Annotated in this window: 13 protein-coding genes, 1 tRNA gene and 1 pseudogene; 3 read left to right on the top strand and 12 right to left on the bottom strand. The window is 44.0% G+C overall.

The features are described 5' to 3' along the window. Positions 1-18: 18 nt before the first annotated feature. Entirely contained in the window at positions 19-1200 is a 1182-nt protein-coding gene (gene thiI, locus J2128_RS02015) for a tRNA uracil 4-sulfurtransferase ThiI (RefSeq protein WP_209689204.1), read from the top strand. Positions 1201-1205: 5 nt separating this feature from the next. Here the strand turns inward: thiI and pscS are convergent, their stop codons facing one another. The 3 genes from pscS to J2128_RS02000 form a co-directional block, all read right to left on the bottom strand. Continuing rightward, positions 1206-2387 (bottom strand): O-phospho-L-seryl-tRNA:Cys-tRNA synthase, encoded by a 1182-nt coding sequence (gene pscS / locus J2128_RS02010; RefSeq protein WP_209689203.1) that lies wholly within the window; start codon positions 2385-2387, stop codon positions 1206-1208. After that, positions 2388-2567, bottom strand: a complete 180-nt coding sequence (locus J2128_RS02005; protein WP_209689202.1) for a hypothetical protein — start codon at positions 2565-2567, stop codon at positions 2388-2390. A 118-nt stretch (positions 2568-2685) separates the two neighbouring features. Further along, positions 2686-2758, bottom strand: a tRNA-Asp gene (locus J2128_RS02000). A 237-nt stretch (positions 2759-2995) separates the two neighbouring features. Here J2128_RS02000 and J2128_RS12665 point away from each other — a divergent pair. After that, positions 2996-3103 (top strand): annotated as a pseudogene (locus J2128_RS12665) (2TM domain-containing protein); the annotation flags it as partial. A 146-nt stretch (positions 3104-3249) separates the two neighbouring features. On the opposite strand, the gene J2128_RS12660 reads toward J2128_RS12665, so the two are convergent. From J2128_RS12660 to J2128_RS01960, 8 genes are all read right to left on the bottom strand, one after another. Then, a complete protein-coding gene (locus J2128_RS12660; protein WP_245323264.1) occupies positions 3250-4236 on the bottom strand; it encodes a hypothetical protein in 987 nt (328 codons plus the stop codon). 16 nt (positions 4237-4252) lie between these two features. Beyond that, positions 4253-5221 (bottom strand): hypothetical protein, encoded by a 969-nt coding sequence (locus J2128_RS01990; protein ID WP_209689201.1) that lies wholly within the window; start codon positions 5219-5221, stop codon positions 4253-4255. A gap of 34 nt (positions 5222-5255) precedes the next feature. Beyond that, positions 5256-6239, bottom strand: coding sequence for a hypothetical protein (locus J2128_RS01985; protein ID WP_209689200.1), 984 nt, complete (start codon positions 6237-6239; stop codon positions 5256-5258). Positions 6240-6255: 16 nt separating this feature from the next. After that, positions 6256-7233 carry a hypothetical protein gene (locus tag J2128_RS01980; protein WP_209689199.1) on the bottom strand — a complete coding sequence of 326 codons (978 nt, stop codon included), beginning with the start codon at positions 7231-7233 and terminating at the stop codon, positions 6256-6258. A gap of 16 nt (positions 7234-7249) precedes the next feature. Beyond that, positions 7250-8218 carry a hypothetical protein gene (locus tag J2128_RS01975; RefSeq protein ID WP_209689198.1) on the bottom strand — a complete coding sequence of 323 codons (969 nt, stop codon included), beginning with the start codon at positions 8216-8218 and terminating at the stop codon, positions 7250-7252. 5 nt (positions 8219-8223) lie between these two features. Beyond that, complete coding sequence (locus J2128_RS01970) at positions 8224-9507, bottom strand: PKD domain-containing protein (protein WP_209689196.1); 1284 nt, start codon at positions 9505-9507, stop codon at positions 8224-8226. 887 nt (positions 9508-10394) lie between these two features. Further along, a complete protein-coding gene (locus J2128_RS01965; protein WP_209689194.1) occupies positions 10395-10796 on the bottom strand; it encodes an HNH endonuclease in 402 nt (133 codons plus the stop codon). A 3-nt stretch (positions 10797-10799) separates the two neighbouring features. Next, on the bottom strand, positions 10800-10961 hold the full coding sequence (locus J2128_RS01960) for a hypothetical protein (RefSeq protein ID WP_209689192.1): 162 nt from the start codon (positions 10959-10961) through the stop codon (positions 10800-10802). Between the two features lie 271 nt (positions 10962-11232). Here J2128_RS01960 and J2128_RS01955 point away from each other — a divergent pair, with 271 nt between their 5' ends. Further along, the gene (locus J2128_RS01955) at positions 11233-11508 is read left to right on the top strand and encodes a 2TM domain-containing protein (protein ID WP_209689190.1); all 276 of its coding nucleotides are present in this window, start codon (positions 11233-11235) and stop codon (positions 11506-11508) included. Positions 11509-11830: 322 nt separating this feature from the next. On the opposite strand, the gene J2128_RS01950 is transcribed toward J2128_RS01955, so the two are convergent. Then, a complete protein-coding gene (locus tag J2128_RS01950) occupies positions 11831-12787 on the bottom strand; it encodes a radical SAM protein (RefSeq protein WP_209689188.1) in 957 nt (318 codons plus the stop codon). Positions 12788-12873 lie beyond the last annotated feature (86 nt).

The following is a 12873-nucleotide window of genomic DNA, read 5'->3' as shown; positions in this document are numbered from 1 at the left end:
ATAAAAATAAGGAAACAGATGACAACCACAGTTATGGCAAAATACGGGGAGCTTTTTTTGAAGAGCGATTCCGTTATGCACTACTATACAAAACTTCTTGCAAAAAACATCAAAACCGCACTGAATGCAGCAGGGCTTAAAGGCGATATTGAAATTCACAGGGGAAGAATGCTGATAAACGGGGAAAGGCCGGAAGAAATAGCTGAAGTTGTCTCAAAGATATTCGGGATAGTCGGAGTAAGTATAGCACTTCGGACATCAAACGACAGGGATGAAATTGAAAAGAAGGCTGCGGAATATGCATCCGGAAAATTAAAGCCCGGCATGTCATTTGCGGTCAGGGCCAAAAGGTCAAACCTCAAAGGGTTTACCAGCCAGGAACTTGGAGCATCGGCAGGAAGCAGAATTTACGACAGGATTACAGGACTTTCTGTCGACCTTACAAAACCTGACTACGAAATATTCGTCGAGGCGAGAAAGGAAGGCGGCCTTATATATGACTGCTCAATAAAAGGCCCCGGCGGCCTTCCAATGGGCACGCAGGGAAAAGTATTGTCCCTGATATCAGCGGGAATCGATTCGCCTGTCGCATCATGGCTTGCAATGAAGCGTGGGTGCACGGTTTCATTCATTCACTTCAACGGCGGCAGGTACATGGGAAAAGACACTCTCAAAGCCGCACTTGAAAATATGGCATCCTTATCCCTGTGGACACGCGGGCAGTACCTTGAGATGTATTCTGTTAATACGGAAAGATTCTATGACGCCCTGACAGGAATTGAAAACATCAGAAACCGCTGCCTTGTCTGCAAAAGATTTATGCTGAAAGCCGCAGCAGAGATCGTCAGAAGAGAAGGCTACTACGCAATTGTCATGGGAAACAATATAGGTCAGGTTGCATCGCAGACCCTTGTAAATCTCGGTATTGTTGAGTCCGTCCTCCCGCATGATATTCCCGTTATCCAGCCCCTCATTACTTACGACAAAGACGAAACCGTAAAAATCGCAAGAAAAATAGGCACATTCAGGGAATTCGCAGGTGACGTCGGGTGCAGCGTCGTCCCGAAACACCCGGCGGTGTCTGCCGATATAGAATCGGTTCTGAATGATGAAGAAGAGATTGATATCCCCGGTCTGGTTAAGGAATGTCTTTTTGATACCGTAAAATACAGGGCTATAAACGGAAAAATAAAAGAGTGAAATAATCAGCGGTTAACGGTTAAACCGTTGTTTTCCGCTATTTCCCTGAAGGTGTCGCAAAGGTAGTTAATCTGTCTCTCCGAAAGACCAAAGGTATTGTACTTCCAGACCCTCGTCGAGCCTGCTATGACACCGCAGACACCCTTCTTTTTAAGCTCACCTGAGAAGAAGTATCCTCTTTTTTTATGCGTCTGTGCAACCTTGTCAAAGGAGCCTACGGTATTTACTCTTGTAAGTGTATGCTCACGGGGCATGTCACTTAAGCATTCCGTGCCATCTATTGAGCAGAGCGCATCAGCTACCATTCTGCTGTGGGAAACCTCGGTGTCCCAGTTTTCAACACGTTTCTTCACTGACGGAAAAGAGGCGACAAGCCCTGCCATAGTGACTCCCATAAGGGTGCACCCCATCATCTCGACCTCTTTTATTCCGAATGTGCGGCCTGTAACGTCTCCCTTAGCCTGAGTCGTCCGGAATACACGGCCGGCGTATTCATCTGTTGACGCAACGATTCCCGAAGGTGCAGGTGCAGCCATGCTCTTGTGCCCCGACCCTACAATAAAATCGACTCCAAGCTTTTTCCCGTCTACCGGCATCACTCCGACCGTATATGCACCGTTCAAAAGAACAGGTATATCATACGAATGTGCGGCTTTCACTATGCCTTCTACGTCGTGGATGTTTCCGAACTGGTAATCCGCATGGTCAAGGTACAACAGAGAAGGGGTCTTCTTCTGCTCTTTTATCACTTCATCAATTTTTTGGGCGGCGTTCTCTCCTGTAATGTGGTTATTGTCGTCCTTCGGGATTTCAAATGGAACTCCGCCGGACTGCTCCACCGACACGAACTCGGTATAGTGGGACAGGGCGGTGAGAATTACCGGGTCTCCCTTATCTACAAGAGTGTTTGCGACCGCCTGAAACCCGCGCCTTGCTCCGGGAACAACCCTTACGGCACCCATGTTAAGCCATTTTGCACAGTCCTCATGAAAATCAGCAAGAGGTGGTTTTTTTATGTAGTCAAGACGGAAAGGCTTCATGCAGTTGTCGCATACGGAGTAGCCGTCGGAATATGCAATAACAGCCTTCTGGGCTTCCGGGGTCAGTCTTCCCCCTGCCTGAATCGGGTCGATGTTTATGTACATCTCCTCGACCGAGCGTGCCTCGATTTTATCTGCGCAAAGCATTCAGAGCACCTCCTGTTCAAGAACAGAGACCTGTTTCTTAAGTTTTTCGATTATCTTTGAGGCTTCTTCTTTGTCTTCTCCTTCAAAATCATGAAAAGGCGCATTTTTCCTGAAAAGCTCCCTCATATCAGTAAGCAGAAACATTGCCTGAAATACAGCGTCAACTCCTCTCTGGGACATTTTAATCACCTTTGATGATATAATATATCAAATTAATCACTATTAAAGAATGGATTTTTAGAAGCAGAACATAAAGAGGGCATAAAAACCGGAATAAAAGTCCAAAACTTTTATTAAGCGCCCAGTACGGAATTCGAATCCGTGTCGCAGCCGTGACAGGGCTGCATGATAGGCCACTACACTAACTGGGCATGCTGTAAAATTAACATACAGTATTGTAATCACTAACTTTTTAATACTTCGATTTTAACCGTAAAAAGGCTGTCTGGTTCATGGAAAAATCTAATAATTAACAGTTTCATCTACATGGTACAGGGAATAAAAAGGGAAGGAGTGATTTCAGACGATGGACGATGATAAATCATACAGGAAAGCAAAGAGAAGAGTCAAAGAACTGAAAGGGTTTTACTCTCAACCTTTCCGCGTATATTTTTGTAAATGTAATACTTGCTGCAATCAACTACATAACATCTCCCGGAGACTACTGGTTCTTCTGGGTAACTATCTTGTGGGGATTTGCTGTCCTGATGCATGCCTGGCAGGTGTTCGGGCACTCCAAAATAATGGGTGACGAATGGGAGGGGAAAAAGACAAAAAATAATTTTTTTTGGCAGATTTATTGTTTATTCCTGTATATCACGATATTTTCAGATTATAAGGAATTATTCACAAAATCATACTTTTATGCTGAAACAAGTTTGGTTGGCTCTTCAGCCAGTGCCGGAACATACTGGACAACATCCGTTACCAACTTATTATCCTCATTCATCACATTTCCTTTAAACACCCAGACAGGTTCGAGATAATTCTCGGTATATGCTCCGGCTTTGGTATGGTATGCAAGATAAGCATCATCAATATAGACCTGAGCATCCTTGTTGTCCTTTCCAACATAGACACCTTCGGACTTCAGGTTTTCAAATGCCTTATCCAAAGTGATTACAGTATATTCCTTATATGGTTCGTATTCACGCCAGTTTGCATAATAACCGATAATGTCGCCTCCTCCTCCAACATACACGACAAGCTGGGTACCTTCGACTTTAATATCATTGAGACTACGGCGGTACCAGACACCGATTTCACCGAAGTACACCTCGTCACCTTTTCCGACAGTGTACGCATTCTCACGCTGAACGACAGTATTCGCGACACCATCAGGATACAAATCATTTTCCTTCAGGAATTTCGTTGCAATCTCAATCGCCTCTTCATCTGAAGGGAGAAATTCAGGTGCGTCCTGTTTTTCATTAGGACGTTTATAATCAGAATAAGTTACAGAACCACTTATTCTTGATATCTCTATTGCATATCGGTTATTTTCAGATTGTATTACTACATCATTTTTTAATATCCCTGTTACATTGAATATTTTCGCATATCCAAGTGTGATATCATCAGTTACAACTGGAGACAATGTCCTGTAAACCATAACGCTATCCTGCGATTCTTTAGAGGGTGGTGCATTCAGGACGAGGTTATGCGAGACCCATCCTCCTACATTGCTTGATTCTGAAACTTGCGTATCTGTCGGTTCAACGGTATCATTGTTCGAGCTTTGTGCTTTGTCAGATTGGACAAACTGTAAACATGCAAATCCTGCAAGTATCACTGCAAAAAGCAGGATTCCTATTATTATTTCTTTTCCATTCCCCCCTGAAATATCCATGAATCAGCTCCAAAAATTACTTTGAGATCAACTCAGTTGGCTCCTTTGCCAGTGCCGGGATATATTCCTCAACATCCGTTACCGCCTTATTATCCTCATTCATCACATTTCCTTTAAATACCCACACAGGTTCGAGATAATTCTCGGTATATGCTCCGGCTTTGGTATGGTATGCAAGATACACTTCATCAATAGAGACCAGAGCATCCTGACTGTCCTTTCCGACATAGACACCTTCGGACTTCAGGTTTTCAAATGCCTTATCCACTGTGATTACAGGATATTTCTTATATGGTTCGTATTCACGCCAGTTTGCAAAATATTCGATAATGTCACCGTTACCTCCCACACCTACATCAAGCTGGGTGCCCTTTACTTCCAGACCATCAAGATAACGGTTATACCATACTCCGATTTGACCATAAGTAATATTTTTACCAGATGAATAAGTATATTCAGGTTGGGCAATCGGCTCTGTTGCGCCCTCAGGGTAGAGACCTTTTTCCTTCAGAAACCTTGTTGCAGCCTCAATCGCCTCTTCATCTGAAGGGAAATACTCAGGTGCGTCCTGTTTTACATTAGGACGTCTGAAATCTGAGTATATCACAAGTCCTGATTCTTTCGAGATCTCTATTGCGTATCTTAAATCATCGGATTGAATTACAGTTCCTGCTGTTCCTGAAAGGAATGTACCGTTTACATTGAATATTTTCGCATATTCAAGTGTTACTTCTTTGTTAACAACAGGGGAAACTGTTTTGTAAATCATAACGCTATCCTGTGACTCTTTAGAGAGCACATTCAGGACGAGTTTATGCGAGATCCATCCTCCTACATTGCTCGATTCTGAAACGATTTCAGTTGTTGTTTTATTGCTGTCATTTTTTGCGTACTGTGTTTGATCCGATTGGCATAGACTTATACATGCAAATCCTGCAAGGATCACTGCAAGCAGCAGGATTCCGATTATCAATTTTTCTCCCATCACCCCTGAAAGATCCATGAATCAGCTCCAAAAATTACTTTGAGATCAACTCAGTTGGTTCTTCAGCCAGTGCAGGAACGTACTGGACAACATCTGTTACCGCCTTATTATCGTCCATCACATTTCCTTTAAAGACCCAGACGGGTTCGAGATAATTTTCCGTATATGCCTCAGCCTTTGTCTGGTATGCAAGATATGCTTCATCAATAGAGACCAGAGCATCCTTGTTGTCCATTCCGACATAGACACCTTCGGACTTCAGATTTTCAAATGCCTTATCCACTGTGATTACAGGGTATTCCTCATATGGTTCGTATTCACGCCAGTTGACGTAATAGCCTATGACATCTCCCCCACCGCCGACATAGACAACAAGCTGGGTACCTTCGATTTTCATATCATTGAGACTACGACGGTACCAGACACCGATTTCACCGAAGTACACCTCGTCACCTTTTCCGACAGTGTAGGCGTTCTCCCGCTGAACAACTGTACTCGCGACACCATCAGGATACAGATTATTTTCCTTCAGAAATTTTGTCGCAATTTCTATTGACTCTTCATCTGAAGGGAGATACTCAGGTGCGTCCTGGTTGACATTTGGACGATTTTGATCACTGTATCTTGTAGCACCTGAGTTTTTACTTGTCCAGATGAAAAACCTTAGATCTTTCGATTGAACACCCTGATCACCAACCATATTACCGGTGACATTAAATTTCTTAGCGAGTTCCAGTGTAGTTTCCTCGTTGACGACAGGAGGCAATGTCCTGTACACCATAACGCTATCCTGCGATTCTTTAGAGGGCGGTGCATTCAGGACGAGGTTATGCGAGACCCACCCTCCTACATTGACGGATCCTGAAACGACTTCAGTTGTTGTTTTATTGCTGTCATTTTTTGCATACTGTGTTTGATCCGATTGGCATAGACTTATACATGCAAATCCTGCAAGGATCACTGCAAGCAGCAGGATTCCTATTATTATTTCTTTTCCATTCCCCCCTGAAATATCCATGAATAAACTCCAAAAATTACTTTGAGATCAGTTCGGTTGGCTCTTCAGCCAGTGCCGGAACATACTGGACAACATCCGTTACCAACTTATTATCCTCATTCATCACATTTCCTTTAAATACCCACACAGGTTCGAGATAATTCTCGGTATATGCTCCGGCTTTGGTATGGTACGCAAGATAAGCATCATCAATAGAGACCTGAGCATCCTTGTTGTCCTTTCCAACATAGACACCTTCGGACTTCAGGTTTTCAAATGCCTTATCCAACGTGATTACAGGGTACTCCTTATACGGTTCGTATTCTCGCCAGTTTGCAAAATATTCGATAATATCACCGTTACCCCCCACACCTACATCGAGCTGGGTGCCCTTTACTTCCAAACCATCAAGATAACGGTTATACCATACTCCTATCTGACCAAAAACGATTTTTCCTCCGGAGTAAGAATATTCGGGCTGGGCAACAGGCTCTGTTGCACCCTCAGGATAGAGACCTTTTTCCTTCAGAAACTTTGTTGCAGTCTCAATCGCCTCTTCATCTGAAGGGAGATACTCAGGTGCATCTTGATCTATATTTGGACGATCCTGATCAATATATATCACAAGTCCTGATTTTTTTGATATTTCAACACCGTATCTCAAATCATCAGACTGAACTACAGTATCATCCCGTATTGTTCCAACAACGTTGAATTTTTTTGCGAGTTCCAGAGTAGTCTCCTTATTTATGACAGGAGGCAGTGTCCTGTACACCATAACACTGTCCTGCGATTCTTTAGAGGATGGTGCATTCAGGACGAGGTTATGCGAGACCCATCCTCCTACATTGCTTGATTCTGAAACTTGCGTATCTGTCGGTTCAACGGTATCATTGTTCGAGCTTTGTGCTTTGTCAGATTGGACAAACTGTAAACATGCAAATCCTGCAAGTATCACTGCAAAAAGCAGGATTCCTATTATTATTTCTTTTCCATTCCCCCCTGAGATATCCATGAATCAGCTCCAAAAATTACTTTGAGATCAACTCAGTTGGCTCCTTTGCCAGTGCAGGAATGTACTGGACAACATCCGTTACCGCCTTATTATCCTCATTCATCACATTTCCTTTAAATACCCAGACAGGTTCAAGGTAGTCCTCAGAATAGGCGCCGGCTGTCGTCTGGTACGCAAGATACACTTCATCAAAAGAGACCAGGGAATCCTGGCTGTTCATACCAACAGAGACTCCCCTGGACTTCAGACTTTCAAAAGCTTTGCCGGAGGATACAACGGGGTACTCCTTGTATGGTTCATAGTCACGCCAGTTGGCGTAATACCCTATGACATCTCCGCCACCGCCGACGTAGACCACAAGCTGCGTTCCTTTTACCTTCAGACCGTTGAGATAACGGTGATACCACACGCCGATTTGACTAAAGTAAACCTCATCGCCTTTTCCGACAGTGTATGCATTTTCACGCTCAACTGACGGGTTAACTGCACCATCAGGATAAAGGTCTTTTTCTTTCAGGAATTTTGTCGCAATTTCTATTGCCTCTTCATCCGAAGGGAGATACTGTGGAGCGTCCTGATTTTCATTTGGTCTGTCCTGATCTATGTATATTACTCTTCCTGAATTTTTAGAGATTTCCACACCGAACCTCAGATCTTCAGATTGTACTACAGCATTGTCTCGTAGTTTCCCAGTTACATTGAATTTTTTTGCATATTCCAGTGTTACTTCTTTGTTAACAACAGGAGGAACTGTTTTGTAAACCATAACGGTTTCAACAGATTCCTTTGCAGGTGAAGTAAGGACAAGGTTATGCGAGACTCTGCCTGCTACGTTGCTGGATTCGGAAGTAGGTATTGTTGTGTTCTGTAAAGGGCTAACATTCTCATCAGGATTTATATCAGATCCGTTAGAATATAAGAAGACAAAACTTCCGATAATTACTATTGCAAAAATTATTAAAACAGCAGTTAATTTAGCTCTCATTTACCTTACACCCCCTCAGAGTTGCATGGAAAATCCTCCCAGTGAATGATATAGTTTCCGTTATTTTTCACCGGCTCTTCAAAAGGTCCGTATCCCGGAAGATAATCCTCCCCGCAGGGGTCGGCCCACATATATGCTCCATTATAAGTTGAGTTGTGGACAATATCTTTCAGTGTGAGTTCCCATGCTTCTTTTATTTTTGTTACTAAATATGGGTTTCCTCCATACGTTCCGCCTCTCATTCTTTCGACAAACTGCGGACCCGTATTACTATTTATCAACCCCGTCGTATCATATGACATAAGAATATGAAGCCCGTTAAATACCGATTCCCAGTTGCCATGCGTTGGCTCGTTTAATACACTGCATGAGTCCAGTACAACCCATTTTGCTGTGCTGAAACTCATGTTTGAACTAAATACCTCATGATACTGGTTTGCAGTCCCGAAAAGTATGCCGTCATTCCAGCCGTGACCTGAGTGATACGCGAATTCCGCGCTGTTCGCGCCTATTGTGTCGGCCGACTCTGTGCTGCTCCAGTAAACCGAACCAGTGCTGTCGTCGACAGGGTTGCTCCTTTCATTCCAGCAGTAATTTATTCCGTCATATTCATGACAGCAGTCCTCGTCTGTCATACGCCTGTATAATTCCTGTGAACTTGCAACCGGGTCAGTCCCCAGATTTGTGTTATTCTGGTAACCGTGATATTCACCTACACCATCGGCAAAGACATAGTAGTTAACCGTCCGGGACAAGACTGTAATATACCCATCTTTTGTCTCTGTATCACTTGTGGAATTGTTTTCCACTGTAAGACTTACCGTGTATATGCCCGGCGTATCATACACATGCAAAGGGTTCTGCCCGGTAGACGTATATCCGTCACCGAATGACCACGACCACGATGTAGGAAAACCGGTGGAAGTATCGGTGAACTGAACAGTCAGCGGGGCATATCCTGACATCGGTGTCCCGGTAAAGTCTGCAACCGGTGCAGAGGCTGTTCCCGTGATAAAATCGTTTTTGGTCACTGTATCGCTACCGCCGTCGTTTGACACGGTAAGGCTCACATAAAATGTTCCGGGTGACGTATACACATGCACGGGGTTCTGTTCTGTCGATGTATTACCGTCACCAAAATCCCATAGCCACGATGTAGGAGAACCTGTTGAAGTGTCGGTAAACTGAACGGTAAGCGGACAGGGGCCGCTTGTCGGTGCTGCGGTGAAAGAAGCTTCAGGGCTGCTTTGTCCGGTTACGACGTAATAAAAAGTAGTATCACCTATCAATGGACAAATATAACATTTACCCGTTGACAACGGCATAGAAGAATTAAATGAACCTTCATAATACCCACCCCACCAATGTGTTTCTTGTTCTACACAATCACATTTATGAATATAATATGGTGAAATAGTTGTCTGAACTTTAGACCAACTCGCCATTGGACAATCGAAAAGGAAAGAGATTTCTTCTCTTTCATAATCATCTAACTCAAATGCCGCATCCGCCCAGCCACCCGGAGCACGATAGGTAACACCAGTATGAAAAACATATGGATCTTCAGCGGTGCCGGTGCCTGTAGGAGAAACTAATTTAGTATTAGTATTAGCATTCATCACTTGAGATATAAATTTCTGACCGAATCCAGAACCGTTACCGTCCCCGCGAGCAGCCGAAACTACACCGACCAAGAAAAAACTCAGGACCAGACACAAAATAAAAATTTTCTTCCATTTCTTACAGATAATAACCCCTCCAATTACTATCATCAGGCCACAGCTTTGGTCTTCAAAGAGACAGGTATTTATCGTGACAAACTTTTCTCCCCCCACCTGCAAAAGACCGCAAAAGACTTCCGGGAAAAATTATCAGGATAACAGGTCTGCCCCGAAAAAGATTTGCATGCTCCGGTTAAGGAAAACAAGACTTCACGAATAATATCATACACATTATCAGGACCGCAGATAACGGCCGTTAACAGATGAGATTAATAAATTAAACTTCACAGGAGATCAGATAAATATTACTATTTTTAATTTGGTTGTGAAAAATTAATACAAAACTTGTGTTCATAAGGGGTGAATGTTTACCCGGGGACATTTTTCATGTCTCCTCAATGTAAAACAGAAATCCGGTTTGACTTTCATTGATTATGGAAAAAGAAGGACTTTTCCTAAAATCCAAAGTCAAATAAGTTATCATCATTTGGGCCTGAGTATACCTTTGTCATTTTTCTCAATGCACTGAAAATCTTCTTTTTTGCACCTGCTGACCTCTTTTGGACAACCTTCTTCTGATCCGTTTTTGTGAAAAGCTTATGACGGACATCGTCATGACAATTCAAACAGATTATCAGTAAATTTCCCGGAGTATTCAGATCGTTTTTGGAATTATCCGCATTATGGGTCTCATTAATATGATGAACTTTTAAATTTCTCTCAGGATATTTCTTCTTACAGATTTCGCACCTGTAGCCGACGGCCTCTTTAAGGGCTTTCTTCATGGCGTAAGTCAGCGACTGTCGGGTTTTTTTAGCCTTTGTACGCTGGTCAAACCCGAAAAAATCATACGCCAACCTTTATTCTCTCCTGACACCCTTGTATTTCCCGCCGCTCTTCTTAACGCTCTGAAACCTGCCGTCAGGCCCCCTCTTGGTGTACAGCCCGGTCTTCGGGTTTTCGACCTGCGACCTACTCTTAACAGGGCCGCTTCTGAAACTCTTTCCTGTATTTTTCGCCATAATAGCTCTGATAAAACTTTACAGCCGAAAAAAATTTTATTTTAAACGAAAAATCAATGCAAAACAGTTGACAAAAGTCAGCAAAAACAAAAAGATACACCACTACACTAACTGGGCATGCTGTAAAATTAACATACAGTATTGTAATCACTAACTTTTTAATACTTCGATTTTAACCGGAAAAAGCTGTCTGGTTCATGGAAAAATCTAATAATTAACAGTTTCATCTACATGGTACAGGGAATAAAAAGGGAAGGAGTGATTTCAAACGATGGACGATGATAAATCATACAGGAAAGCAAAGAGAAGAGTCAAAGAACTGAAAGGGTTTTACTCTCACCTTTCCGCGTATATTTTTGTAAATGTAATACTTGCTGTAATCAACTACATAACATCTCCCGGAGACTACTGGTTCTTCTGGGTAACTATCTTGTGGGGATTTGCTGTCCTGATGCATGCATGGCATGTCTTCGGGCACTCCAAAATAATGGATGACGAATGGGAAGAGAAGAAGATCAGGGAATACATGGAAAAAGACAAGAAATAAAATTTGGTTTTCCTTTTTTTTATTAAGACTCTCCAGAGATTCGAAGATGGGCATAAGCCCCTACGAGGCAGCCCTAGCTCAGGTTTTCTTCGCTTCGCAAACCTTCGCAATTACGATAGCCCGGCTTGGACGCTACCCTCCCGGGTAGCCTCAGCCGGGAAGACAAAAATAAGTTGTTGAACCGGAGCCGGAGGGATGCTTGCCCATCCCGAAGGCGACCTATCGCCACAGGGGGAGGGTTGAAGGGAGGGGGAGAATCCCTCTCCCTTCTCTGATATTGTTTAATAGAGAGTCAATGAACTGAAACAGATCTTTAGGGATCTTATTCCTCAACACTAACGAAAAAGATTCCCCGCTCCTCCCTCTTCTCCGCGACCCGTCCTTCCTCGATCAAAAGCTGGATATATTTGTTGATCTCGTTTTGGTGCATCCCGAGAATAGACGAGAGGTCCTCGACAGTGCAGGGCCGGCGGGATATAGTCTGAATAATGCACTCCATTGCATCACCTGAAAAACTCTCGATCTCCGATCTCGACGACGGCTTCCCGGTGATCTCCGTCGCCTCATAACCAAGACCTTCTGCGAACCTCTCCAGTTCCTCGTGAGTCGCCGCCCTGATCCATTCGACGACACCAGGACGGTCGAGCGTATTCAGCTGAACCTTGTCGGGCGAAATCCTGTGCACCGCTTCCAATAGGGCAGCAAGCTCCTCCTCCGTATCGTTCAGGCCCGGAACCACGAAGATTTCGAGCCAGAATTCGCCGGGGAACTCCTTTTTCAGCTCCACGAGACCTGAGATCATGTCTCCGGCCTTCAGCGAGCTGCACGGGCGATCGATCTTCATGAACCCACTTTCGGTGGCTGAATCCAGCGATGGGATAATCACATCGATATCCTTCATCTCATCACGGACGCCCTTGTCAAAAAAGAGGCTCCCGTTCGTGAGAAGTGCGACCCTGTATCCCGGGTAATTACTCTTGATAAAACGGGTGATCTCCCCGATTCCATTGTGAAGTGTCGGCTCGCCCGAACCGGAGAACGTGATATAATCGAGCCGCGGAGACTCCGAAAGGAAAGAATCCAGCTCTTCGATGACCTCCGCAGTCGGAACATACTCGCGGCGTTCAACGGTGAGATTCGTCGTCCTCCCGCACTCGCAGTATATGCAGTTGTAGCTGCACGTCTTATGAGGAATGAGATCGATCCCGAGTGAGACCCCGAGCCTCCTCGAAGGAACGGGACCGAAGAGATGTTTGTATATTCTTTTTCCGCACGCCACTATTCACACCGTTGGGATAATTATGCACCGCCGGGATAATTAAAGCGTAGGGATTCATACAGGAGACGTCGACGCGAATGCCAAAG

Origin of the sequence: Methanomicrobium sp. W14, assembly GCF_017875315.1 — an archaeon.
In the GTDB taxonomy this organism is placed as follows: Archaea; Halobacteriota; Methanomicrobia; order Methanomicrobiales; family Methanomicrobiaceae; genus Methanomicrobium.
Note: the sequence above shows the minus strand (reverse complement) of the source record. Positions and strands in the feature narration are given on the sequence as shown.

Excerpts from the sequence above, each read along its gene's own strand:
- thiI (WP_209689204.1), top strand. The coding sequence starts at position 19 with ATGACAACCACAGTTATGGCAAAATACGGGGAGCTTTTTTTGAAGAGC.
- pscS (WP_209689203.1), bottom strand. The coding sequence starts at position 2,387 with ATGCTTTGCGCAGATAAAATCGAGGCACGCTCGGTCGAGGAGATGTAC.
- J2128_RS02005 (WP_209689202.1), bottom strand. The coding sequence starts at position 2,567 with ATGTCCCAGAGAGGAGTTGACGCTGTATTTCAGGCAATGTTTCTGCTT.
- J2128_RS12660 (WP_245323264.1), bottom strand. The coding sequence starts at position 4,236 with ATGGATATTTCAGGGGGGAATGGAAAAGAAATAATAATAGGAATCCTG.
- J2128_RS01990 (WP_209689201.1), bottom strand. The coding sequence starts at position 5,221 with ATGGGAGAAAAATTGATAATCGGAATCCTGCTGCTTGCAGTGATCCTT.
- J2128_RS01985 (WP_209689200.1), bottom strand. The coding sequence starts at position 6,239 with ATGGATATTTCAGGGGGGAATGGAAAAGAAATAATAATAGGAATCCTG.
- J2128_RS01980 (WP_209689199.1), bottom strand. The coding sequence starts at position 7,233 with ATGGATATCTCAGGGGGGAATGGAAAAGAAATAATAATAGGAATCCTG.
- J2128_RS01975 (WP_209689198.1), bottom strand. The coding sequence starts at position 8,218 with ATGAGAGCTAAATTAACTGCTGTTTTAATAATTTTTGCAATAGTAATT.
- J2128_RS01960 (WP_209689192.1), bottom strand. The coding sequence starts at position 10,961 with ATGGCGAAAAATACAGGAAAGAGTTTCAGAAGCGGCCCTGTTAAGAGT.
- J2128_RS01955 (WP_209689190.1), top strand. The coding sequence starts at position 11,233 with ATGGACGATGATAAATCATACAGGAAAGCAAAGAGAAGAGTCAAAGAA.